This is a genomic window from Rheinheimera sp. F8 (assembly GCF_001518915.1).
Genome location: NZ_CP013656.1, coordinates 4,318,836 through 4,343,906, shown reverse-complemented (window position 1 = coordinate 4,343,906; position 25,071 = coordinate 4,318,836). Strand labels below are relative to the sequence as shown.

Sequence of the window (25,071 nt, the reverse complement as noted above, 5' to 3'; positions counted from 1 at the left end):
TAGCAACAGAAGCAATTCTGGTAACAAGAGGTTATTTCCTTGAGCGACATGGCAAAGAATCTGATGGTGTGGCTGGTGATCGCCGTCGTACTGATGACGATGTTCAACAGTTTCAGTCCGGCCGATCGGTCTGACAGAACAACAAGCTATACCCAATTCATTAATGATGTGAATCAGGGCCAAATCCGAGAAGTCCAGGTGGATCGGGGCGGTGTAGTCCGTGCGGTACGCAAAGACGGACAACGGGTTGAAACTACAATCCCAGGCGGCTATGACGAGAAGCTGCTTGACGACCTGATCAAAAACAACGTGGACTCAACCGGTGTGAAACCGGAAGAAACCAGTTTGCTGGGCCAGATCTTTATTTCCTGGTTCCCAATGCTGCTGTTAATCGGCGTCTGGATATTCTTTATGCGCCAGATGCAGGGCGGCGGTGGCAAAGGCGCGATGTCCTTTGGTAAGAGCCGTGCGCGCCTGATGGGCGAAGACCAAATTAAAACGACTTTTGCGGACGTCGCTGGTTGTGACGAAGCCAAAGAAGAAGTGACTGAGCTGGTGGATTACTTAAAAGATCCGTCACGCTTTCAGAAACTGGGCGGCCGTATCCCGAAAGGCGTGTTGATGGTTGGCCCACCGGGCACTGGTAAAACGCTGCTGGCTAAAGCCATTGCCGGTGAAGCCAAAGTGCCGTTTTTCACCATTTCCGGTTCTGATTTTGTCGAAATGTTTGTTGGTGTTGGTGCGAGCCGCGTCCGTGACATGTTCGAACAAGCGAAAAAAGCCGCACCATGTATCATTTTCATCGACGAAATTGATGCGGTCGGCCGTCAGCGTGGTGCAGGTCTTGGCGGTGGTCATGACGAGCGCGAACAGACATTGAACCAGATGCTGGTCGAAATGGACGGTTTTGATGGCAACGAAGGCATTATCGTTATTGCCGCGACCAACAGACCAGACGTATTAGATCCAGCATTATTGCGGCCGGGCCGCTTTGACCGTCAGGTCGTTGTAGGCTTGCCAGATGTGCGTGGCCGTGAGCAAATTCTGAAAGTTCACATGCGTAAAGTCCCATTGGGTGACGGCGTGGACGCGTCATTGATTGCGCGTGGTACCCCAGGTTTCTCTGGTGCTGATTTAGCCAATCTGGTCAACGAAGCGGCGCTGTTTGCAGCACGTAACAATCGCCGGGTTGTGTCGATGGATGAGTTTGAAAAAGCCAAAGACAAAATCATGATGGGCACTGAACGTCGCTCGATGGTGATGACCGAGAAAGAAAAAGAGATGACTGCTTATCACGAAGCAGGTCATGCCATTGTTGGTCGTCTGGTGCCTGAGCACGACCCGGTGTACAAAGTGAGTATTATCCCGCGCGGCCGCGCCCTGGGTGTCACCATGTACTTGCCGGAGCAGGACCGTTACAGCCATTCGAAGCGATTCCTGGAAAGTATGATCAGCTCGTTGTTTGGTGGCCGGATCGCTGAGGAGATCATTTATGGCAGCGAAGCAGTCAGTACCGGTGCTTCCAACGACATCGAGCGCGCTACCAACCTGGCACGTAAGATGGTGACACAGTGGGGCTTCTCAGAAAAATTGGGACCACTGTTATATGCCGAAGAAGAAGGTGAAGTGTTTTTAGGGCGCTCTGTGACTAAAAACAAACACATGTCGGAAGACACAGTCAAAATGATCGATCATGAGATCCGTGATTTTATTGACCGTAACTATGTGCGCGCCAAAGAGCTGATCGAAGCCAATATCGATATTCTGCACGCGATGAAAGATTGCCTGATGCAGTACGAAACGATTGATGCCAAACAAATCGATGACTTGATGGCACGTCGTGACGTACGTCCGCCTGAGCATTGGGAGCCAAAGGATAAAAAGCCGGAGGCACCTGGTTCTGGTGGCACAGCGGCAACTGCAGCTCCGGCAGCAGATACAACGCCAAGCGAAAGCCACGGCAGCTAAATCTGAGTTGTGAAATTAAAACCCCGGTTCGCCGGGGTTTTCTGTTTGGAGTCCCGATGGAATTATTATTACCCCGCCAGCGTCGGCTGGATTTGCGGCAAAGCCGGCTGATGGCGATCCTCAATGTGACGCCTGACTCTTTCTCTGATGGTGGCCAATTTACCGGCGAAACCGCTTGTCTGGCACGCGTCGCTGATCTGGTCGCGGCTGGCGCTGATATTATCGATATCGGCGGTGAGTCCACTCGACCCGGCGCTGCCGATGTCAGCCTGGATGATGAACTGCAAAGGGTCGTGCCGGTGATCCACACGATACGGCGTCAGTTTACTGATATCGTCATTTCTGTGGACACCAGTAAAGCAGAAGTGATGCGACAGGCCGTATTGGCCGGAGCGGACATCATCAATGATGTCCGCGCTTTGCAAGAGCCTGGAGCGCTAGAGGTTGCAGTAGCCAGCCAGCTGCCGGTTTGCCTGATGCATATGCAAGGGCAACCGCGTTCAATGCAACATCAGCCGGATTATCAGCAAGTAGTGACTGAGGTACTGCAATGGTTGCTGCAACGCGCGCAACAATGTGAAGCCGCCGGCATCGCGTCCAGCCAGATTATGCTGGACCCTGGATTTGGCTTTGGTAAAAGCCTCAGTCATAACTATCAGCTGCTGGCAGCAATGTCTGAATTTGTTGCTACCGGCTACCCGGTATTGGCCGGAATGTCACGTAAGTCAATGATCGGGCAACTACTTAAGCGTGATGTATCAGAACGTTTGGCAGGTAGTATTGCCTGTGCCACAATAGCCGCTATGCAAGGGGCACAGATCATTCGTGTCCATGATGTCAAAGAAACGGCAGATGCATTAGCCATTGTTGCCGCGACCAAATCTGGAGTCATTTAATGAGCAGGAAGTTTTTTGGAACTGATGGTGTGCGTGGCCGTGTCGGCGAGTTTCCAATCACACCGGAATTTGCAATGAAATTAGGCTGGGCCGCCGGACGCGTATTGTCGCAGCGCGGTACCCGCAAAGTGTTAATTGGCAAAGACACGCGTATTTCTGGTTATTTGCTGGAAACAGCGCTGGAAGCCGGATTGATTTCTGCTGGCATTGATGTGCGCCTGCTTGGCCCTATGCCGACGCCGGCAGTCTCTTATCTGACCCACACTTTCCGAGCCGAAGCGGGGATCGTGATCAGTGCCTCGCACAATCCATATTATGATAATGGTATCAAATTTTTCTCCGGCGACGGCAGCAAACTCGACGATGAGATTGAACTGGCGATTGAAGCCGAGCTGGAACAGCCGATGGTCTGTGAGCCGTCGGAAAAATTGGGAAAAGCCCAGCGCATTGATGATGCGTCCGGGCGTTATATCGAGTTCTGCAAAAGCCACCTGCCAAATCACATGTCATTAAGTGGCTACAAAATCGTGCTGGACTGCGCCAATGGTGCGACTTATCACATCGCCCCGAATGTGTTCCGCGAACTCGGTGCTGATGTGCATACCATCGCCTGTACGCCTAACGGCCTCAATATCAACGAAAAATGTGGCGCAACTCATACGGACGACCTGCAAAAAGCGGTGGTTGAACTCGGCGCTGATTTGGGCATCGCCTACGACGGCGACGGCGATCGCGTAATGATGGTCGATCATTTAGGTCGCCAGATTGATGGTGATGAAATTATTTATATGATTGCCCGTTCAGCCAAACAACGCGGTCGTCTGACCGGTGGGGTGGTCGGTACGCTGATGAGCAATATGGGCTTAGAACTGGCTTTAGCCGACCTTGATATTCCGTTTGTGCGCAGTAAAGTCGGCGATCGCTATGTGATGGAGCTGCTGCAGGAGAAAGGCTGGCGCATCGGTGGCGAAAATTCCGGTCATGTGATCAATCTTGATCATACCGGTACCGGCGATGGCATTGTTGCGTCACTGCAAGTACTTGCGTCGATGATGGATACTAATTTAAGTCTGGCGGATTTAAGCCACGGCATGACGAAATTGCCGCAGGTGCTGGTCAATGTGAAGTTTGAAAAAGGTTCGGCACCGCTTGATAACATGCACGTCAAAGAAGTTATTGCGAAAGTCGAAGCTGAATTACACGGCCAGGGCCGGGTTTTAATCCGCAAGTCCGGTACTGAACCATTAATCCGTGTAATGGTAGAAGGAAGAGAACAAGCTCAGGTACAGGAATATGCCGAACGGATTGCGGCGGCGGTGAAGCTGGCGAGCTAGTCAGTTTCATTTTTGCCTGCAAAAAGGCCAGCGGGCAGTCATGCAAATGTTCAAGCCGGAAAAAATCGTGCAACAGGTTTTTTTCGGCTTTTGCTTGTCTGCAAGGCCGATGTTCGTTAAGATCGCGCCGGCTTAAACAGGGGAGTCCGCATGACATTTCGCCGTCCGCTTATCGCTGCAAACTGGAAAATGAATGGGAACCGTGAGTTGGTGCAGGCCACTGCAACGATGCTGCAAAGTATCGATTGCCCGCATGAAATTCTGATCTGCCCTCCTGTAATATTTCTGGCTGACTTTCCTAAATCGACAAAATATTGCCTGGGCGCTCAAAATACCAGCAGTGAGAAGGCCGGTGCCTTCACAGGTGAAATCAGTGCTGATATGATTCGCGCCGTCGGAGCCGATTATGTCATTCTCGGTCACAGCGAGCGTCGAAGTCTATATGGCGAAACTGATGCGACTGTATTGCAGAAAGCCCAGCAGGCAATCGCAGCCGGAGTAACGCCAATTATTTGTTTTGGCGAGACTTTATCCGAAAGGCAGCAAGAAAAAACCATGTGGGTTCTTGCACAGCATTTGGATGCAGTGTATGCTGCGCACCCTGATTTGCTGGCCCGGACCGTGATTGCTTATGAACCCGTTTGGGCGATTGGCACAGGACTGACAGCAACGCCTGAGCAAGCACAGCAAGTGCATGCATTCATCAGGCAACACCTGGCGCGCATTGACCAACATGCGGCAGCGCAGGTCAGAATTTTATACGGTGGCAGTGTGAATGCTGAAAATTGGCAAACACTGTTTAGCCAGCCAGACATCGATGGTGCTCTGGTCGGTGGCGCCAGTTTAAAACCAGCAGAGTTTGCTGCAATTTGCCAGATGGCAAAGGAATAAAGATGTACGAAATTATTATCGTATTATACGCAATCGTCGCGCTGGCAATTATCGGACTGGTATTGATCCAGCATGGTAAAGGTGCGGACATGGGCGCTTCATTCGGTGCCGGTGCTTCAGCAACGATTTTTGGTTCAGCAGGTCGCGGTAATTTCCTGACACGCTCAACCAGTATTCTGGCGGTGTTGTTTTTTGTGTTAAGCCTGATTTTAGGCAACTACAACACATCACATATCCAGAAAAAATCTGAATTTGAAAATATCGCTGCGCCGGTTGCTGCAGAAACTGCACCAGCCAAGCCAGAAGAGAAAAAAGAAGCTTCAAAAGATATTCCGGTCGGTAATTAATCTCCCGGATATCCCTCTGAATAATGCCGAGATGGTGAAATTGGTATACACGCTACCTTGAGGTGGTAGTGCCCTAGGCATGCGGGTTCGAGTCCCGCTCTCGGCACCAATTCTTGATGTTGCTGTGGTTCGAATACAGTAACGTAGCAGCGAGACTCACGTGTCAACTGCTAAAACAATATGTTGCGATACAGTGGTCACCACTATATAATGCACGCCAGTTACGGACGCGGGATGGAGCAGCCTGGTAGCTCGTCGGGCTCATAACCCGAAGGTCGTCGGTTCAAATCCGGCTCCCGCAACCACTTTTACCGGCAATGATAATTTCAGCTTGAAACCATCGTTGTCGCGAACCGCAAGTGTTAACTTCAGTTCGCAACCAGATTTAGAACGGGATTGGCGATATCCTGTTTTACCGGTGTAAAGTCGCCCCGATCTGTCGGGGCGTTTTTATATCTGGGGTAACGTTGTACTACTATTCTGGGCTATATGCCCTTTTTTTATTTCCGGAGGTCTCTTTGACTAAACAAGAACAGCGTTTAACTGAGCTGTTGGCACCCACAGTTGCAGCCAATGGCTTTGAACTGCTGGGCATCGAGTTCATGGCGGCAGGGCGGCATTCCACCTTACGCTTGTTTATTGATCATCCGGATGGGGTTAATGTTGACCACTGTGCGTTGATCAGCCGTGAAGTCAGCGCCATCCTTGATGTCGAAGACCCAATTCCTAACGAATACAATCTGGAGGTTTCATCTCCGGGTTTGGATCGTCCTTTGTTTACGCTGGCACATTTTGCCAAAGTTGTCGGACAAAAAATTGAAGTCAAACTGGCCATCCCACAAGATGGCCGTCGTCGTTTCAAAGGGATCCTCAATGCAATTGAAGATGACATGCTGGTCATCGAAGTGGATGGCAAACCATATCGTTTGCTTATGGATAATGTAGAGAAAGCAAACGTAGTTCCGGTGTTCTGAACAGAACCACGGCTCTAGTGAGGCATAAATCATGGCAAAAGAAATACTATTAGTTGTTGATGCGGTTTCAAACGAGAAATCGGTTCCACGGGAAAAGATCTTCCAGGCGCTTGAATTTGCGCTGGCTGCAGCTACTAAAAAGAAAAATGAAGGCGATATTGAAGTTCGTGTCTCGATTGACCGCAAAACGGGTTCATATGAAACATTCCGTCGCTGGTTGGTGATCCCGGATGACCAGGTGCAGGAACATCCGTTCCGTGAAATGACGTTGTCTGCAGCGCAGTACGACGAACCTGAGTTAAATGTCGGCGATTATGTCGAAGAACAAATTGATTCGATTCAATTTGACCGTATCACCACGCAGATGGCCAAGCAGGTCATCGTGCAAAAAGTACGTGAAGCAGAACGGTCTCAGGTTGTTGAAGCTTATATTGACCAGGTTGGCGAGCTTGTGACCGGCGTGGTCAAAAAAGTGAACCGTGAAAGTGTCATCGTCGACCTTGGCAACAACGCAGAAGCGATGTTAGCCCGTGAAGAGATGATCCCACGCGAAACATTCCGTCCGGGCGACCGCATCCGTGCTTTGTTGTATGCAGTGAACCCGGAAGCCCGTGGTGCCCAGCTGTTCTTAAGCCGGACCCGCCCGGAAATGCTGATTGAGCTGTTCCGTATTGAAGTGCCGGAAATTGGCGAAGAAATGATTGAAATCCGTGGCGCAGCCCGTGATCCGGGGTCACGCGCGAAAATCGCAGTGAAAACCAACGACCGCCGGATCGACCCGGTTGGCGCTTGTGTTGGTATGCGCGGTTCACGTGTTCAGGCTGTATCTGGTGAGTTAGGTGGCGAGCGGGTCGACATCGTGTTGTACGATGATAACTCCGCACAATATGTCATCAACGCGATGGCACCAGCTGAAGTTGCTTCGATCATCGTTGACGAAGATGCACATGCGATGGACATCGCTGTGGAAGACTCTAATCTGCCGATGGCCATTGGCCGTGCTGGTCAGAACGTGCGTCTTGCCAGTCAGCTGACACAGTGGGAACTGAACGTCATGTCAGTATCTGACATGAAGAAAAAGCACCAGGAAGAGACATCTAAAGTCCTCAGCGTCTTTATGGACGCGCTGGAAATCGACGAAGATTTCGCGTCAATTCTGGTCGACGAAGGGTTCTCCACACTGGAAGAAGTGGCATATGTGCCAGTGTCTGAATTACTGAGCATCGACGGTCTGGACGAAGACACAGTCGAAGAGTTACGTAAGCGCGCCAAAGCGGTTCTGACGACCCGCGCACTGGCCAGTGAAGAATCACTGGAAGGTTCACAGCCAAGTGAAGCGCTGCTGAATCTGGAAGGAATGGAGACCCACACCGCTTATGTTCTGGCCAGTAAAGGTGTGGTTTCGCTCGATGATCTGGCCGAATTAGGTGTCGATGATTTGATTGAAATTGAAAAAATGGCAGAAGAAAAAGCTGCTGCATTAATTATGGCTGCACGCAATATCGTTTGGTTTAGCGAGCAGAACTGATAGGTCAACGGAGGAAACTATTACATGGCAGATGTCACGATAGAAAAACTGGCCAGTGATGTGGGAACGACTGTTGATCGGTTGGTTCAACAATTTGCTGATGCAGGTATTGCAAAGCAGTCTGGTCAGATGGTCAGCGAAGATGAGAAAAAATCTCTGCTTGAGCACCTGAGTAAACAACATGGTGGTGCCAGCAGCGAGCCGTCACGGCTGACGCTGAAGCGCAAAGAAAAATCAACGCTGAGCGTAAGCGGCGGCGCTGGTCGCAACCGTGAAATTCAGGTTGAAGTGCGCAAGCAAAAAACCTATGTCAAACGTCCGATCATGGATGAAGCGGCATTAAAAGCCGAAGAAGAAGCGCGTCTGGCCGAAGAAAAAGCGAAAGAAGAGGCGCGTCTTGAAGCAGAACGTCAGGCCGCGGAAAAACGCGCCCGTGACGAGGCTGAACGGAAAGCTGAAGCAGAACGTAAAGCGGCCGATGCTAAACGCCGTGAAGCAGAACGTGCACAGCTGGCGAAAGATGATCCGGAAGAAGCGGCACGTCGCACGGCAAAAGAAGAAGCCAAACGCGAAGCCGAGCGGATTATCGCTCAGCAAGACGCTGAACGTCTGCGTAAGCTGGAATTAGAAGCACAGCGTCAGGCCGAAGAAGCCCGTCGTCTGGCTGAAGAAAACGCAGAGCGCTGGTCACAGGAAGCTGCACCAGCGGTTGAAGTCGGTGATTACCACCTGACCAGCAACGTCTTCGCCAAACGTGCCGAAGATGAAGAAGATTCACGCGATGAGCGTGGCGGTCGTCGTCATGGCAAAAAAGCGCCAGTTGGCAAAGCCAAGAAAAAAGATGACGCGGACGATAAAGACGCCTTTAACCGCGCCAATCGTCATAAGAAAAAGAAAACCCCAACCAGCATGCAGCATGGTTTTAATAAGCCAGCGCAGCCGGTGGAGCGTGAAGTGAAAATTGGTGAAACGATCACTGTAGCCGAACTGGCTGCCAAGATGGCTGTGAAAGCATCTGAAGTCATCAAAGTGATGATGAAAATGGGCGCTATGGCGACCATTAACCAGGTGATCGACCAGGAAACTGCCGCCATCGTCTGTGAAGAGATGGGCCACAAGTTTACGCTGACTCGTGAAAACGAGCTGGAAGAAACGGTGATGGCAGATCGCGAAGGCGAAGGTGCGCAGGAACATCGTGCGCCAGTCGTGACGGTGATGGGTCACGTTGACCACGGTAAAACCTCATTACTCGACTATATCCGTAAAGCGAAAGTGGCTGCAGGCGAAGCCGGTGGTATCACCCAGCATATCGGTGCTTACCACGTCGAAACTGACCGTGGCATGATCACCTTCCTCGATACCCCAGGTCACGCCGCGTTTACATCGATGCGTGCCCGTGGTGCCAAGGCGACGGACATTGTCGTACTGGTTGTTGCAGCCGATGACGGCGTAATGCCACAAACCAAAGAAGCTATCCAGCACGCGAAAGCAGCTGGTGTGCCAATCGTGGTGGCAGTGAACAAGATTGATAAACCAGATGCAGATCCGGACCGTGTGCGTAACGAATTGTCGCAATACGGTGTGATTTCAGAAGAATGGGGCGGCGATACCCAGTTCGTGCAGGTTTCTGCAAAAACGGGCTTAGGTATAGATGACCTGCTGGAATCATTGCTGGTGCAGTCTGAATTGCTGGAACTGACAGCGGTTCGTGAAGGCATGGCGCGTGGTGTAGTCATTGAATCCCGTCTTGACAAAGGCCGTGGTCCTGTAGCGTCTATCCTGGTACAGGAAGGTACGCTGAGTCAGGGCGACATCGTGTTGTGTGGTCTGGAATACGGTCGTGTCCGTGCGATGCGCGACGAAAATGGTCAGGACGTGAAAGAAGCTGGTCCGTCAATCCCGGTCGAAATTCTGGGTCTGTCAGGCGTACCGTCTGCCGGTGATGAAGTGACAGTAGTGCGTGACGAGCGCAAAGCCCGTGAAGTTGCCCTGTACCGTCAAGGCAAATTCCGCGACGTCAAACTGGCACGTCAGCAAAAATCTAAGCTGGAAAACATGTTTGCCAACATGACCGAAGGCGATGTGGCCGAGCTGAACATCGTACTGAAAGCTGACGTACAGGGTTCTGTCGAAGCGATCAGCGAGTCGTTGTCGCGTCTGTCTACAGATGAAGTGAAGATCCGCATCATCGGTAGTGGTGTTGGTGGTATCACTGAAACTGACGCCACTCTGGCAGCAGCTTCTTCAGCCATCGTGATCGGCTTCAACGTTCGTGCTGAGGCCAATGCCCGCAAGATCATCGAAGACGAAGCGCTGGACTTACGTTACTACAGCATCATTTATGAACTGTTGGACGAAGTGAAAGCGGCGATGACCGGTATGCTGGCTCCAGAGTTTAAGCAGCAGATCATCGGTCTGGCGCAGGTTCGTGACGTGTTCCGCTCACCGAAATTTGGTGCAGTTGCTGGTTGTATGGTCACTGAAGGTATCGTCAAACGCAATGCACCAATCCGTGTTCTGCGTGACAACGTGGTGATCTACGAAGGTGAACTGGAATCACTGCGTCGCTTTAAAGACGACGTCTCTGAAGTCCGTAATGGCTTCGAGTGTGGTATCGGCGTGAAGAACTACAATGATGTCCGTGAAGGCGACCAAATCGAAGTATTCGAAGTGGTTCAGGTTGAACGTACACTGTAATCTATTGAGTTAATAGAAATTATTAAATGAAGCAGGGGCCAGCGGCCCCTGTTTGTTTCTGATTTCAGGTGAGAATTATGGCAAAAGAATTCAGCCGGGTTGACCGGCTCGCCCAGCAGATGCAGCAGGAAATGGCACTGATTCTGCAACGGGAAATTAAAGATCCACGCTTACACACCATGATCACAGTCTCTGATGTGGATGTGTCAAAAGACTTATCCCACGCCAAGGTCTATGTGACTTTCCTTGGACTGGAAGCCGATAAGGTAAAACAAAACCTCGACATTCTGAATGATGCCAGTGGTTTTATCCGCAGTCTGATCGCCAAGCGGATCCAGGCGCGTATCGTACCAACCGTTCGTTTTTACTTCGATAAGTCGCTGGATGAAGGTATCCGGATGGCAAATCTGGTTGAAAATGTGCGTAAAAGTGACGAACAGAAACGCGTCGCAGCAGGCCAGGAGCTGGATCCAAGACCAGGTACTGAGACCAAGTCAGACGAAGAAGAATAACAATGGCGCGTCGTATCGTTGATGGCATTCTGCTGTTAGATAAGCCGCTGGAAGTGTCCAGTAATGGCATTTTACAGCGCGTGCGCTGGTTATTTCAGGCGGAAAAAGCCGGTCACACCGGCGCTTTAGATCCGCTGGCTTCTGGTTTATTACCGATCTGTTTTGGTGAAGCGACCAAATTCAGCCAGTTTCTGCTGGACACTGACAAGACCTATGAAGTCAGTGCGCGCTTTGGTGTGCGCACTGATACTTCAGATGCTGCCGGTGAAGTGATTAGTGAAAAGCCGGTTAATTTTGTGCTGGAGCAGCTGCAGGCGGCGGTAATAAGCATGCGTGGCCCGCAAATGCAGGTGCCAACGATGTTTTCGGCGCTGAAGTATCAAGGCCAGCCTTTATACAAATATGCGCGTCAGGGTATCACAGTGCCGCGTGAAGCCAGGCCTATCAACATCTTTCGCTTTGATTTGCTCGATTTTGACGGACAGGACGCACGGTTTATCGTGCACTGCAGCAAAGGGACTTATATCCGTACCCTGATTGATGATTTGGGTGAAACGCTGGGATCTGGTGCTTATGTTACTGCGCTGCGCCGGACTCAGGTCGGGCCATTTCAGGCCAGTCAGATGTTGACGGACGAATTTTTGGCGCCGCTGAATCAGGCGCAGGATTGGGCCGGGCTGGATGCACTGTTATTACCGATGGACTATGCGCTGGCTGGTTTGCCGCGTCTGATGCTGGACCCTGCTGCGGTGAAACGCCTTCGCCATGGCCAGACTGTGTTGTTAACGCCTGAACTACTGGAATTACTGCCAGTGGGACCGAGTGATGCAATAGCACTGTATGACGAAAGCCAGGCTTTTATTGGCGTCGGCATGCAGGACGCTGCTGAGCTCAAAGTTCGTCGTTTGCTCAATACGGCGAATAGTTAAGATAATCCTTGTACTGCGAGTATGCTGTGTTAGAATGCGCGCTCATTTTTGGTCGTAGGCTGGATTAGTGCCTGGCTGCGATCGTATTTAATATCCTGGAGGATACTATGTCACTAACTACTGCTGAAAAAGCAAAAATCCTGGCCGATTTCGGTGCAAACGCTGCTGACTCAGGTTCTACTGAAGTTCAGGTTGCTCTGCTGACTGGCTCTATCGCCAAGCTGCAACCACACTTCGCTGAACACAAACACGACTTCCACTCACGTCGTGGTCTGTTACGGATGGTTTCTCAGCGTCGTAAACTGCTGGATTACCTGAAGCGTTCAGACTCTGCACGTTACGCTGCACTGATCGAGCGTTTAGGTCTGCGTCGTTAATCGACCAAACCAGTGAGAAAAGGGGCTTTTGGCCCCTTTTTTTATGGCTGAAATCGATGCCGATCTGAGAATACCGCAAAATCCTGTGATGCCCGTTTTCCTGCAATAAAAAGCGACGCTTTTTCCTGCCACTGTCTGGTCCTGAACTATCTTTTCCGCCTCTGAAACAGCTATACTGTGCCGCGCAATATCGAGCCAAAAATACACCGCGTAAAAGGCCCATCAGGCGCCCTCATCCACGCGTACAAGACAAAGGAAAAATATCAAGTGAATCCTATCGTAAAATCATTCCAGTTTGGTCAGCATACCGTCACGTTAGAAACAGGCGTTATCGCCCGTCAGGCTGACGGTGCCGTATTAGCCAGCATGGGCGACACCGCAGTGCTGGTCACTGTTGTTGGTAAAAGAGAACCAAAACCAGGTCAGGACTTTTTCCCTCTGACTGTAAACTATCAGGAAAAGATGTATGCTGCCGGTCGTATCCCAGGTGGCTTTTTCAAACGTGAAGGCCGTCCGAGTGAAGGCGAAACATTAACCTCGCGCCTGATTGACCGCCCAATCCGCCCATTATTCCCTGAAGGCTTCACTAACGAAGTTCAGGTTATCGCGACTGTAGTTTCTGTTGAGCCGGACATTCAGCCGGACATCATCTCTTTGCTCGGTACTTCTGCCGCACTGGCGATTTCTGGTATTCCGTTCAGCGGTCCACTTGGCGCTGCCCGCGTTGGTTATATCAACGACCAGTACGTACTGAACCCTTCAGAAACTGATCTGAAATCAAGCAAGCTGGACCTGGTTGTAGCCGGTACTGCTAATGCAGTACTGATGGTTGAATCTGAAGCTGAAGTGCTGTCAGAAGACGTCATGTTAGGTGCTGTGGTTTATGGTCATGACCAAATGCAGATCGCCATCAAAGCCATCGCTGAATTTGCCGCAGAAGCAGCAAAACCGGCCTGGAACTGGGTCGCAAAACCGAAAAATGACACGCTGATCAGCAAAATTGAAACACTGTCGACTGCCCCTGTTGGCGAAGCGTACCGTATTACTGAGAAAGCAAAACGTTACGAGCGTATCGGCGCGATAAAAGCTGAAGTGTTTGCCAAAATCAAAGCTGAACTGGCTGAAGGTGAAAGCTTCAACGAAACCGAAGCCGGCGACATCTTCCATAACCTGGAATCAAAAATTGTTCGTAGCCGTATCATCGCCGGTGAGCCGCGTATCGATGGTCGTGATAACGAAATGATCCGTGGTTTGTCTGTGATGACTGGCTTACTGCCACGCACACACGGCTCTGCACTGTTCACCCGTGGTGAGACGCAGGCGCTGGTGACCTGTACTTTAGGTACTGCCCGTGATGCGCAGACAGTAGACGATCTGCTGTCAGACAAAACCGATAACTTCCTGTTCCACTACAACTTCCCTCCGTTCTCGGTTGGCGAAACCGGCATGGTCGGTTCACCAAAACGCCGTGAAATCGGTCATGGTCGTCTGGCGAAACGTGGTGTTGCTGCAGTGATGCCAGAATTCGACAAATTCCCGTACACAGTACGGATGGTGTCTGAAATCACTGAATCAAACGGTTCAAGCTCAATGGCATCAGTGTGTGGTTCTTCTCTGGCGCTGATGGACGCTGGTGTACCAATCAAAGCATCTGTTGCTGGTATCGCGATGGGTCTGGTCAAAGAAGGCGACAACTTTGTAGTACTGTCAGACATCCTCGGTGACGAAGATCACCTGGGCGACATGGACTTCAAAGTGGCCGGTACCACTGCTGGTATCACTGCACTGCAGATGGATATCAAGATCGAAGGTATCACCAAAGAAATCATGCAGATCGCACTGAAACAAGCCAAAGCCGCCCGGATCCATATCCTTGGCGTAATGGATTCTGCAATCAGCACGCACCGTTCAGAGCTGTCTGAGCACGCACCACGTATCTATACCTTACACATCAACCCGGAGAAAATCCGTGATGTGATTGGTAAAGGCGGCGCGGTGATCCGTCAGATCACTGAAGAATCAGGCACGACTATCGAAATCGAAGATGATGGTACCGTGAAAATTGCCGCCACCAACAGCGCCGCTGCTGGTATCGCCATCGCCAAAATCGAAGCTATTACTGCTGAGATTGAAGTTGGTGCTATCTATGACGGTGAAGTGGTGCGTATTGTTGATTTCGGTGCCTTCGTTAACGTATTACCGGGTAAAGATGGTCTGGTTCACATTTCACAAATCTCTGATGAGCGCGTGAACAATGTGGCAGAACACCTGCAACTGGGTCAGAAAGTCAAAGTGAAGGTACTGGAAGTAGACAAACAAGGCCGTGTCCGTCTGTCTATCAAAGAAGCCAACAGCAAAGCGGGCGAAGCCCATGCCGAAGCAGTTAACTAAGCTGCTGCTGGCGCCACTACTGCTTGCTGCAGTAGTGGCATTGCCTGCCTGCCAACTGGTGCCAACAGCGCCAGTTGGTATCCTCGTTGAAGATCCGCTTGAACCAGAACCTCTTGCTGCACCATTTCGCACTGAAATAGCGGTCGCCCGTATCAGCGAAATGTTACAAAATGCCAAACTGTCTGAACCTGAACGTGCCCGCCTGCATTATGACCGCGGTGTGATGTACGACAGCGTCGGCTTGTCGGCGTTAGCGCGCTATGATTTTATGCGTGCGCTGCGTTTACAGCCAGATATGGCGGATGCCTATAATTTTATCGGGATCCAGCATACAGTCAGCGGTGATTTTGAGCAGGCCTACGATGCGTTTGATTCGGCTTTAGAGCTGGAACCTAAGTATCAGTATGCCTATCTGAATCGTGGTATTGCGTTGCAGTATGATGGCAAACTGGCGTTGGCGATCAACGATTTCCAACAGTTTCAGGCAATGAAACCGGACGATCCATATCGTAGTTTGTGGTTGTACCTGGCTCAGGTTGAACAATCTGCCCCACAAGCACTGGACACTCTGACCAAACATCAGAGCGCTTTGGATAAAAAAGCCTGGTCTTCACAGATTGTGGCGTTTTACCTCGGGCAAATCAGCGAAGCACAGCTGTTAAAAGCAGCCAGCAGCGATGTCACAGAGCCGCGGCAATTAGCAGAGCAACTGTGCGAAGTGTATTTTTATCTGGCTCGCTGGCATGGTCTGAAACAAAACCCGACGCAGGCAGTGGCATATTATAAAAAGTCACTGGCGACGAACGTGTATGAGTTTGTTGAACATCGTTATGCCCGTCTGGAAATGACCCGCTTACGTCAGGCGGTGGTCGAACAGGCGCACGAACAAGAGCCAGATCATCAGCACGAGCAAACACAAGAACCTGCGGAAACGCCGGACAGTGGTCATGCGCACTAATCAGGCGCTGTCACAACAAAAAGGCCGGCTTGCTGGCTTTTTTTTATTGCTGTTAAGTGCTTGCCAGCCCAGCGAGACGGTTGTGCCCGGCGCTTTGGAGTTTAGCAAGGCGCAGCAGGCCATCCAGGCGCAGCTGCCAATGAAGGCCGCTGAACATCTTGCGTTAGCCATTCAGCAAGGCCATCCGGCTGCTGCATTACAATGGTTGCAGCTCACGCAGCCTGAGCAAGGGCCACTAAAGCAGTATCAACAATTACAACGATGGCGCCAGCAGCAACCAGATCCAGATTCTGCTGCGTTATTAGGACTTTGGCAGCAACAGGGCCTGGCCGCACCTCAGTTATCACCAGAACCGGTCACCGCGCAGTGTCAGCTGCACATTCAGCCAGTGCTGACGTCAGCCTCAGCTATCAGTCACTGGCAGCGGTTTCGGCAGGACTGGCCGGCTTCTTCTTTTGCCACTTTACCTTTATGTTTTCTGCCGCCAGCCTTTGTCGATAGTCGGGCGCTGCAATGTTCTGAGACACCAGGCAGACGAATTCAATGCAATGCGCAGGTGCTGCAGGGGATCGTCAGCAGCGGCCGCGCACAGCTGCTGATGGTCGTTGCCGGACGCGGACAAGCCAGTTTTAACAATGGTTGGTTGCAATTGCCGGAAAATTTCACGCCAGCGTTATTTCGCCACGAATTCAGTCATGCCTTGGGCTTTCTGGATGAATATGCTTTACCGGCACCTGTGGCAGCAGCGGAATGCCAACGTACAGATCTGACGCCGAATATTCTGTTTGCTGCCGCCGATTTGGCGCGTTATGCCGATTATTGGCAACTGGCCCCCGAGCAAGTACGGTTAACGCCAGTCGCGACCTGCGACGCAGCAAACAAACAAGTGTTCCGCGTGGTTCAGGCAAACAGCCACATGCAGCACTTTGAATTGCCGGTTCCGGCTCTATATATCAATTTAATGCAGCAACAGTTGAAACAGCCGCAACAGGTAATGCCGGTGCAGTATTATTTTGCGGCGCTGGCACGCCAGCGGCAGGATATGGTCAGTTGGCAACAGTTGATGCAGCAGGCTGCTGCATTTGGCTATCCGGCCGCACAGGACGGCCTGACCGCGGCAGGACTTAGTTCGACAGCTCGTTGAGTTCGCGACTTAACAATTCAGCATCGCCAAGATTCAGCTCAAGTAACCGGCGCAGATGGCTGGCACTTTCAATATCAATTCGTTCACAGCGCAGCCCAATTGAGCCAGGGTGCATATGCGCAATACTGACGTCCATTTCCAGTACTAACTCAGATTGATCTAACTGAAATTGCAATTGGGCATGTTCACCTACCAGTCCCTTGAACTCTGCAGGGCGCTGGATCAGCGCGCCTTTTAACGACAGATCTGTCACTTGCGTGAAGAAATTCTGTCCCTGAAAACGCAGGGTCGCCTGATTACTATATAAAATACGGCTGAACTTACGGTTGTCCATGACAGCTCCTTGAGAAACTTTTAGAGCATAAGCCCTTTTGCTGAAAAAAAACAGGCTGTTGCGACACAGCCTGTTCCAGATCAACGCATATCCACCAATCAGAATTAACTGATGTCTTCGCCGGCAGCCTGACGGTCAGCATGGTAGCTCGACCGGACAAATGGCCCGGCGGCAACATGTTTAAAACCAAGTTCGAAGCCGATCCGTTTGATTTCATCAAACTCTTCCGGTGGCATATAGCGTTTGACCGGCAGGTGATGTTTACTTGGTTGCAGATATTGACCTACCGTCAGCATATCCACGTTGTGCGCCCGTAAGTCTTTCATCACTTCGATGATTTCTTCAGTGGTTTCACCGAGGCCAACCATCAGTCCTGATTTGGTCGACACTTCCGGATGTGCCTCTTTATAACGGCGTAACAGCTCCAGCGACCATTTGTAGTCAGCACCCGGCCGCGCCAGTTTGTACAGGCGCGGAGCAGTTTCCAGGTTGTGGTTAAACACGTCTGGCGGTGTCTGAGTCAGAATATCCAGCGCCGTGTCCATGCGGCCGCGAAAATCCGGTACCAGCACTTCAATTTTGATTGCCGGCGTTTCACGACGGATGGCGCTGATACAATCGGCAAAATGCTGAGCACCACCGTCACGCAGATCGTCCCGATCAACCGAGGTGATCACGACATATTTCAGCTTCATGTCTTTAATGGTCAGTGCCAGTTTTTCCGGCTCTTCAGCGCTCGGTGGCAGCGGGCGGCCATGCGCAACGTCGCAAAACGGACAACGGCGGGTACAAATGGCGCCGAGGATCATAAAAGTGGCAGTGCCGTGGTTAAAACATTCAGTTAAATTCGGGCAAGACGCTTCTTCGCAGACGGAGTGCAGGCCGTGCTTTCGCAGCGCGCCTTTGATTTCGTCGATGCGTTCAGAACTTTTCGGTAATTTGATTTTTAGCCAGGCCGGCTTACGCAGCATTTCTGCCGGTTCCGTTGGCAACACTTTTACCGGAATTAACGCCATTTTGTCAGCATCACGCAGCTTGACGCCTGGTTCCATACGGGCAGTTTTGGTCATCTGTACTAAAACCCTGTTATTTCCTGAAATTCACTGACGTTCAACAGCTTTACCAGCTGTGCGGTCAGTTGTTGTTTTGCCTGCAGCATGCTGACAGGTCCGCCCAAATCTTTGCTTTGTACCATCTGCATGCCGGCATACCCACAAGGGTTAATCCGGGAGAATGGCGACAGATCCATATCGACGTTCAGCGCCAGACCATGAAAGGTACAGCCTTTACGTACGCGCAGGCCTAATGAGGCCACTTTTTTTTCATCAACATAGACACCGGGCGCGTCACTCTTGGCATAAGCCTTGACCCGATTGGCCGCCAGTGTATCAATAATGCTTTGTTCGATCAGGTTCACCAGCTGGCGAACGCCTAAATTGCGACGTTTGATATTCAGCAGCACATAAGCGACTAGCTGGCCTGGGCCGTGGTAAGTCACCTGACCACCACGATCCACCTGGACCACCGGAATGTCACCAGGAAACAGCAGGTGCTCAGCTTTACCGGCCTGGCCTTGGGTGAATACGGGCGGATGTTCCAGCAACCAGATCTCATCGACAGTGCTGTCATCACGCTGATCAGTAAATTGCTGCATCCGTTGCCAGGTGGACGTGTAATCAACCTGACCTAAATCGCGGATTATCAGTGCATCAGAACAGGCCAATATGCATTCCTCAGATCAGTACTGCAGAGCGTAGCGCCGGCGGCATTATACGGTGTGTGTCACGCGGAGCGAGCATTACATCGCCGTTACATGACATAGCGGACCAGTTCAAGCCGGCCAAGTTCGGTATACAGCAGTTCGATATGGTCTTTATCGCGCACCACAACAGATACCGAAACAGAATGGTAATTGCCTTTGCTGGATGGTTTGACGCTGGGAGCATAGTCGTTGGCACCGGCATGTTGATGCAGTGTTGCAATGACTTGCGGCACTAAATCCTCATGTGCGACGCCAAGCACTTTGAAAGTGAAAGCGCAGGGGAACTCCAGAAATTCGTCAAATTTGGTATCTTTAACCACAGTCACCATAGGTCACCTCTTGCTTGTGGTGGGGAACAGCAAAAAAACGGGCCTTATTCTAACAAAAAGTCCCGGGCTGTGCCGGGACTTTCTGCATTGCGCCAATATTGACGTGGCGTTTATTGCAACTGCATCTTCACGTAATCGACCAGACGACCAAAAATGCCTGCCTGTTCAATATCTTCCAGAGCAACTAATGGGTACTCTGCCACATCGGCCTCATTCAGTTTCAGATAAACAGTGCCCACCACCTGACCTTTGGCGATAGGCGCTACCAACTGTTGGCTCAGTTTAAAATCGGCTTTGATATTCTTGCGTTGACCGCGTTGTAAGGTGATTGGCGTTTCGCTCAAGACACCCAGGCTGATCATTTCTTTGCTGCCTTGCCAGACGCGCTGCGATGCAAATTCTTCACCGGCCTTGTATGGCGAGAAAGTTTCGAAAAAGCGGAAGCCATAGGTCAGCAGTTTTTTGTTTTCGGCTTCGCGGGTTTTGGCGCTGTCTGTGCCCATCACCACGGAAATTAACCGCATGCCATCTTTGGTGGCAGAAGTGATCAGGCTGTAACCGGCTTCTGAGGTGTGACCGGTTTTGATGCCGTCAACATTCAGGCTTTTATCCCATAACAAGCCATTACGGTTGTATTGCTTGATGCCATTAAATACATACTCTTTTTCTGAGTAAATTTTGTATTCGTCCGGCACATCTTTAATCAGCGCGACAGACAGTTTCGCCATATCGCGCGCTGTGGTGCGCTGTGCTTCATCCGGCAGGCCGTGGGAATTGACATAAGTAGTATTGTCCATGCCAATCCGCTTGGCGTGTGCATTCATCAGCTCAACAAAGGCGCCTTCAGTGCCGGCGATATGTTCGGCCATCGCGACACAGGCATCATTGCCCGACTGGATGATAATGCCACGGTTTAACTCTTCGACTGAGATGGTGGCGCCGACTTCAATAAACATTTTACTGGAGTCGCTGTATTGTTTGGCCCAGGCATTTTCACTGATGGTGACCTGATCGGTGGGCTTCACATTACCATTTTTGATTTCGGTGCCAATAACATAACTGGTCATCATCTTGGTCAGACTGGCTGGTGCCAGTGAGGTATCAGCATTGCCTTCGGCCAATACTTTACCGGTATGAAAATCAATCAGGATATAACCTTTGGCGTTGACTTCCGGCGCAGTAGGGGTGATTTGCACGGCCTGGCTATGGGCAAAAAAACTAAAGCAGCTCAGGCTGCTGGCAAGTAAAAGACGACGATACTGATTCATGAGACTCTTTCTTATTGTGCTAACAGGTTAATTTAATTCGACTTTTCAGCCACATAAGCTTTTGTTGGTGAAATATGCTTTTGGATATTCACCTGAACGCACTGTGTCCAGCACATGCTGCGCATTGTTTTGTAACGGACCAGCCAGTAGCCGGAATAAGCCGTTCACTGTTTCAATCGCTGTAGGTACGGACAACTGCTGCTGCAATTCGTTCCCGAGCCGCTGTACTTTGGCTTTGTCGCTGCTGGCGAGCAACTGGATATAACAGCCGTCCGCACTTGATGCAGTAGCAAGCTGCGGGCGGTTAGCGCTGGTATTGCGCGCCTGTGTTGGCGCGATCTGTGGTGATGTTACCGGTGCCGCGACAGTCGCAGTCCCGGCCGGATTATAAGGCCGCTCGACAAATTCATTGCTGCGGCTGGGACGATCGCTGGGTGTCACTGGCTGATAGGGAATATCCGGCAATTTGGCAATTGGCGTGGCGAAACTTTCCTGGGATGCCATCGCCGGCGATGAGATTAATTCCAGTTTGACCCGTCCGGTGCCGCCAGGAAAAATACCGAGCTTGTAGGCGGCTGAATATGACAAATCGATAATGCGGTTGTCGTGAAATGGCCCGCGATCATTGACCCGCACAATGGCCGTGCGGTAATTGTCGAGGTTGGTCACCCGCACATACGATGGTAATGGCAGAGTTTTATGCGCCGCGGTCATCGAAAAGACATTGTAAACTTCGCCGTTTGACGTCAAATGACCATGGAATTTACTGCCATACCAGCTTGCTGTGCCTTGCTCTTCATACTGCAGAATATCGGTACGAGGCGAGTAATTTACGCCATAAATATTGTATGGTTTGTTGCCACCACGGCTTAAGCCTTCGACCGTTGGTTCCGGGTCACGCAGTTCATCTTCTGTCGGCAATCGCAGCGGAATACTGTCTTTGTCCTGCGAATAACGGCCGGCATTCGGGTCCATGTTGTCGCGCAGGCCAGTGTCTGATTGCTCAGGCGCACTGGAACAGGCGCTGAGCACGACTGCGAACGCAATGACGGATATTTTTTTGCCGCAAAAGGGCAGGGAGAAAAATGCGGAACTGTGCTTCATGATTGTTTTGCTAACATCCGTTTGTGGGTACTGATCGACATCAGAATGCCAAAGCCGGCCAATAAAGTAACCATCGATGTGCCGCCGTAACTAATTAGCGGTAACGGCACACCGACTACTGGCAGGATACCAGATACCATACCGATATTGACGAACACATAGACAAAAAACGTCAGGGTGATGCTACCGGCGAGAAACTTACTGTAATTGTCCTGCGCCTGGCTGGCGATCACCAGGCCGCGTCCGAGAATAAACAGGTAAATCGCCAGCAGAGCCAGCACACCCATCAGACCAAATTCTTCGGAATAAACCGCAAAAATAAAGTCGGTATGCCGTTCCGGCAAAAACTCCAGCTGTGACTGAGTACCGTGCAACCAGCCTTTGCCTTCAATACCGCCGGAACCAATCGCGATTTTTGACTGAATGATCTGGAAGCCTTTCCCAAGTGGATCCCGCTCTTCGTCCAGCAGCGTTAACACCCGCTGGCGCTGGTAATCATGCATCAGAAAATTCCACAGTACGGGGATAAAACCGGCGATTAGTGCTGCGATCACGCCGATGATCTTCCAGCTCATGCCGCTTAAAAATATCACGAAGACCCCGGCAACACAGACCAGGATCGACGTGCCGAGATCCGGCTGTTTGGCAATCAACAATGTCGGCACCAGACAGATGACAAATCCAATCAGAATATCGCGGATCCGGGGCGGGATCGGTTGATTCCCCATATACCAGGCGACGGCCATCGGTACTGCCAGCTTCATTAGTTCGGATGGCTGGAATTTGGTAAATCCGAGGTCAAGCCAGCGGGTGGAACCTTTGGCGGTATAACCAAACAACTCGACCAGCACCAACATCACGACACCGACAGAGTACAGCGGTACTGACCAATGCTGATAGGTTTTGGGATTAATTTGCGCCAGTGTAAACATCACCACCAGCGCAAAGCCAAGCCGCGCAACTTGCTGTTCCAGTTTGACCAGGTCTTGTCCGTCAGCGCTGTACAGGGTGAGCAGGCCCAGTATCGTTGCGCACAGCAAGCCAATCAGTAATGGTAAATCAATGTGCCAGCGCTGCAGGCGGTTGCTGCTGGTTTCCGCGAAACTATTCATAAACCGCCTCCGGTGGGGGCCGTGGCGTTGTTGCCGCCATTTTGCTGCTGACCATTTTGTTGGGTTTCATCGTCCAGCTGTGGCGCCGGTAGATCTTCCGGCTCCGGTGTGAGGATCACTGGCGCAGCATTTTGCGGCTGGCCACGCGCCGGTACGTTGTCGGCGTTGGTCTCCGCTGCTGCAGCTGGTGGCGTTGTATTCACCTGAGTGGTAGTGGCTTTAAGCGCCGCCAGCTCTTTTTCAGCTTTATCGCGCGCCGCCTGTTCAGCATAACGCTGTTCCCTTGCCACCATTGCCGCTGCGCGCTCAGTCTGCATTTTTTGTACAGTCGCGCGGTCTGGCAACTGCGGTGTGTTGTATTGCTCGGAGAAATAGTAGTCCATCAGCTGGCGGGCAACGGGCGCAGCATTGGTGCCACCACCGCCACTGGCGACGTTTTCCACAATGACTGAAATAACAATTTCCGGTTTGTCATGCGGCGCATAACCGACAAACAATGCATTATCGCGATGACGTTCGTTGACGTTGCTGGCTTTGTATTTCACGCCAGCGGCGATATTAATGACTTGCGCCGTGCCGGTTTTACCACCGACAGTGTAAGGGACGCCGATAAAAGCACCGCGTGCGGTCCCACCTTCCTGATGTGCTGTGCGATACATGGCTTCGCGTGCGATGGCCCAGTTTTGGGGATTGACCACTTCAATCACCTGCTGCAACGGCATTAACAGCGACGTCTGGCCGGTGCTGTTACGAAAGCTCTCACCCAGGCGCGGTGTGATGCGGGCGCCATCGTTGATCAGTGTCGCTGTGGTCAGCGCGATCTGTAGCGGCGTAGACTGCCAGTAACCCTGACCAATACCGATGTTGATGGTATCACCCGGCCCCCAGTTTTGTTTACGCCGGACTTTTTTCCACTCGCGACTGGGCATCAGACCTGCGGTTTCTTCACCGATATCAATGCCGGACAAATGGCCATAGCCTGCTTTTTGCATAAAGTCGGAGATGCGGTCGACGCCCATTTTATAGGCCAGATCGTAGAAATAGGTATCACAGCTTTTGATAATGCCGGTATAAACATCCACATAACCATGGCCATACTTAATATGGTCACGCCAGGGCCGGCTGACTTTTGGCAAACGATAAAAGCCCGGATCCGGGACTCGGGTATGTTCGGTGACGATGCCGGATTCCAGGCCTGCCACAGCCATCAAAGGCTTCACTGTTGATGCCGGCGGGTAAACGCCTTGGGTCATCCGGTTCACCAGCGGGCGGTCGGGAGAATTGAGCAGCATGCGGTAATCTTTGCCGCTGATGCCATGCACAAATAAATTCGGGTTATACGACGGGTTCGAATAAAACGCCAGAATGCCACCGGTGCGCGGATCCAGCGCGACAATAGCGCCGCGGTTCTCGCCCAGCGCTTCCTGAGCTTTTAATTGCAAGCCTAAATCCAGCGTCAGATGTAAGTCATCGCCGGATACAGCGGGTTGTTCGCGCAGCGTGCGGATCACCCGGCCACGGTTGTTCACTTCGACTTCCTGAAATCCGACAGTGCCGTGTAGCTGGGTTTCGTAGAAACGTTCAATACCGATTTTGCCCATATCCCGGGTGGCGGCATAGTTTGGGCTTTGGCCGTCTTCTTCGATTTTCTTAAATTCTTTGTCGTTGATTTTGCCAATATAACCCAGCGCATGCGTCAGCAGGTCACCATACGGATAATGGCGGGTCAAGCGTGCTTCCAGCGTTACGCCTTTGAGTTTGTGCAAATGCACAGCGAGACGCGCGACTTCCTGCTCACTCAGTAACTCTTTCAGTGCGATACTTTTAAACCGGCGCTGCGCTTTCACTTCTTTAAAAAAATCGGCTTTTTGCTCCGGCGTGATGTCGATAATGGCGGATATTTGCTCTACTGCTGCGACTAGATCCGGCACTTGTTCCGGGACCAGTTCCACTGAATGTACTGGTGCGTTTTCCGCCAGTAAAGTGCCGCGCCGGTCGAAAATCATGCCGCGATTCGGCGACAGTGGCACCAGCTTGATGCGGTTGCCGTCGGCGCGGGTGGAATATTCTTCATAACGCACCACCTGCAGGTTATACAGGTTGGCGATCAGGATGCCAAAACACAGCAGAACAAAACCAAAAGCAAATAATGCCCGGCGATTAAACAGCAGGGTTTCAAAGGCCAGGTCGGCGATGGCAATACGGGATTTACGCAT

The 25,071-nt window shown here is 51.4% G+C and carries 22 protein-coding genes and 2 tRNA genes; 16 read left to right on the top strand and 8 right to left on the bottom strand.

Features of this window, described 5'->3' with window-relative positions:
- Positions 1-48: 48 nt before the first annotated feature.
- The 16 genes from ftsH (at position 49) to ATY27_RS19195 (ending at position 16,946) form a co-directional block, all read left to right on the top strand.
- Positions 49-1,968 carry an ATP-dependent zinc metalloprotease FtsH gene (ftsH, locus tag ATY27_RS19270; protein WP_208930629.1) on the top strand — a complete coding sequence of 640 codons (1,920 nt, stop codon included), beginning with the start codon at positions 49-51 and terminating at the stop codon, positions 1,966-1,968.
- 56 nt (positions 1,969-2,024) lie between these two features.
- Complete coding sequence (folP, locus tag ATY27_RS19265) at positions 2,025-2,864, top strand: dihydropteroate synthase (protein ID WP_208930630.1); 840 nt, start codon at positions 2,025-2,027, stop codon at positions 2,862-2,864.
- Positions 2,864-4,198: a phosphoglucosamine mutase gene (gene glmM, locus ATY27_RS19260; RefSeq protein ID WP_208930631.1), complete on the top strand. Its 1,335-nt coding sequence runs from the start codon at positions 2,864-2,866 to the stop codon at positions 4,196-4,198. Before folP ends, glmM begins: the two co-directional genes overlap by 1 nt.
- Positions 4,199-4,348: 150 nt before the next feature.
- Entirely contained in the window at positions 4,349-5,089 is a 741-nt protein-coding gene (gene tpiA, locus ATY27_RS19255) for a triose-phosphate isomerase (RefSeq protein ID WP_208930632.1), read from the top strand.
- A gap of 2 nt (positions 5,090-5,091) precedes the next feature.
- Complete coding sequence (gene secG / locus ATY27_RS19250; RefSeq protein ID WP_208930633.1) at positions 5,092-5,436, top strand: preprotein translocase subunit SecG; 345 nt, start codon at positions 5,092-5,094, stop codon at positions 5,434-5,436.
- A gap of 25 nt (positions 5,437-5,461) precedes the next feature.
- Positions 5,462-5,545, top strand: a tRNA-Leu gene (locus ATY27_RS19245).
- 119 nt (positions 5,546-5,664) lie between these two features.
- Positions 5,665-5,741 (top strand) — tRNA-Met (locus ATY27_RS19240).
- A gap of 213 nt (positions 5,742-5,954) precedes the next feature.
- A complete protein-coding gene (rimP, locus tag ATY27_RS19235) occupies positions 5,955-6,410 on the top strand; it encodes a ribosome maturation factor RimP (RefSeq protein WP_208930634.1) in 456 nt (151 codons plus the stop codon).
- A 31-nt stretch (positions 6,411-6,441) separates the two neighbouring features.
- Positions 6,442-7,938: a transcription termination factor NusA gene (gene nusA / locus ATY27_RS19230; RefSeq protein WP_208930635.1), complete on the top strand. Its 1,497-nt coding sequence runs from the start codon at positions 6,442-6,444 to the stop codon at positions 7,936-7,938.
- Positions 7,939-7,962: 24 nt separating this feature from the next.
- A complete protein-coding gene (infB, locus tag ATY27_RS19225) occupies positions 7,963-10,635 on the top strand; it encodes a translation initiation factor IF-2 (protein WP_208930636.1) in 2,673 nt (890 codons plus the stop codon).
- Positions 10,636-10,712: 77 nt separating this feature from the next.
- Positions 10,713-11,147, top strand: a complete 435-nt coding sequence (gene rbfA, locus ATY27_RS19220; RefSeq protein ID WP_208930637.1) for a 30S ribosome-binding factor RbfA — start codon at positions 10,713-10,715, stop codon at positions 11,145-11,147.
- Between the two features lie 2 nt (positions 11,148-11,149).
- Positions 11,150-12,076, top strand: coding sequence for a tRNA pseudouridine(55) synthase TruB (gene truB / locus ATY27_RS19215; RefSeq protein WP_208930638.1), 927 nt, complete (start codon positions 11,150-11,152; stop codon positions 12,074-12,076).
- A 107-nt stretch (positions 12,077-12,183) separates the two neighbouring features.
- A complete protein-coding gene (rpsO, locus tag ATY27_RS19210) occupies positions 12,184-12,453 on the top strand; it encodes a 30S ribosomal protein S15 (protein WP_208930639.1) in 270 nt (89 codons plus the stop codon).
- Between the two features lie 267 nt (positions 12,454-12,720).
- On the top strand, positions 12,721-14,844 hold the full coding sequence (gene pnp, locus ATY27_RS19205; protein ID WP_208930640.1) for a polyribonucleotide nucleotidyltransferase: 2,124 nt from the start codon (positions 12,721-12,723) through the stop codon (positions 14,842-14,844).
- A complete protein-coding gene (nlpI, locus tag ATY27_RS19200) occupies positions 14,825-15,802 on the top strand; it encodes a lipoprotein NlpI (RefSeq protein WP_208930641.1) in 978 nt (325 codons plus the stop codon). The genes pnp and nlpI overlap by 20 nt, the downstream gene beginning before the upstream one ends.
- Positions 15,792-16,946 carry a hypothetical protein gene (locus ATY27_RS19195; RefSeq protein WP_208930642.1) on the top strand — a complete coding sequence of 385 codons (1,155 nt, stop codon included), beginning with the start codon at positions 15,792-15,794 and terminating at the stop codon, positions 16,944-16,946. Before nlpI ends, ATY27_RS19195 begins: the two co-directional genes overlap by 11 nt.
- On the opposite strand, the gene ATY27_RS19190 is transcribed toward ATY27_RS19195, so the two are convergent.
- From ATY27_RS19190 to mrdA, 8 genes are all read right to left on the bottom strand, one after another.
- Positions 16,927-17,280, bottom strand: a complete 354-nt coding sequence (locus ATY27_RS19190; protein ID WP_208930643.1) for a PilZ domain-containing protein — start codon at positions 17,278-17,280, stop codon at positions 16,927-16,929. The two genes, ATY27_RS19195 and ATY27_RS19190, sit on opposite strands and share 20 nt — an antisense overlap.
- Positions 17,281-17,384: 104 nt before the next feature.
- Positions 17,385-18,350: a lipoyl synthase gene (gene lipA, locus ATY27_RS19185; protein ID WP_208930644.1), complete on the bottom strand. Its 966-nt coding sequence runs from the start codon at positions 18,348-18,350 to the stop codon at positions 17,385-17,387.
- A 5-nt stretch (positions 18,351-18,355) separates the two neighbouring features.
- Positions 18,356-19,003 carry a lipoyl(octanoyl) transferase LipB gene (gene lipB, locus ATY27_RS19180; protein WP_208930645.1) on the bottom strand — a complete coding sequence of 216 codons (648 nt, stop codon included), beginning with the start codon at positions 19,001-19,003 and terminating at the stop codon, positions 18,356-18,358.
- An 86-nt stretch (positions 19,004-19,089) separates the two neighbouring features.
- Positions 19,090-19,371 carry a DUF493 family protein YbeD gene (gene ybeD / locus ATY27_RS19175; protein WP_208930646.1) on the bottom strand — a complete coding sequence of 94 codons (282 nt, stop codon included), beginning with the start codon at positions 19,369-19,371 and terminating at the stop codon, positions 19,090-19,092.
- Between the two features lie 110 nt (positions 19,372-19,481).
- On the bottom strand, positions 19,482-20,639 hold the full coding sequence (locus tag ATY27_RS19170) for a D-alanyl-D-alanine carboxypeptidase family protein (RefSeq protein WP_208930647.1): 1,158 nt from the start codon (positions 20,637-20,639) through the stop codon (positions 19,482-19,484).
- Positions 20,640-20,684: 45 nt separating this feature from the next.
- Positions 20,685-21,743, bottom strand: a complete 1,059-nt coding sequence (locus ATY27_RS20045) for a septal ring lytic transglycosylase RlpA family protein (RefSeq protein ID WP_279614554.1) — start codon at positions 21,741-21,743, stop codon at positions 20,685-20,687.
- Entirely contained in the window at positions 21,740-22,855 is a 1,116-nt protein-coding gene (rodA, locus tag ATY27_RS19160; RefSeq protein WP_208930648.1) for a rod shape-determining protein RodA, read from the bottom strand. Before rodA ends, ATY27_RS20045 begins: the two co-directional genes overlap by 4 nt.
- Positions 22,852-25,071, bottom strand: coding sequence for a penicillin-binding protein 2 (gene mrdA, locus ATY27_RS19155; RefSeq protein ID WP_208930649.1), 2,220 nt, complete (start codon positions 25,069-25,071; stop codon positions 22,852-22,854). The genes rodA and mrdA overlap by 4 nt, the downstream gene beginning before the upstream one ends.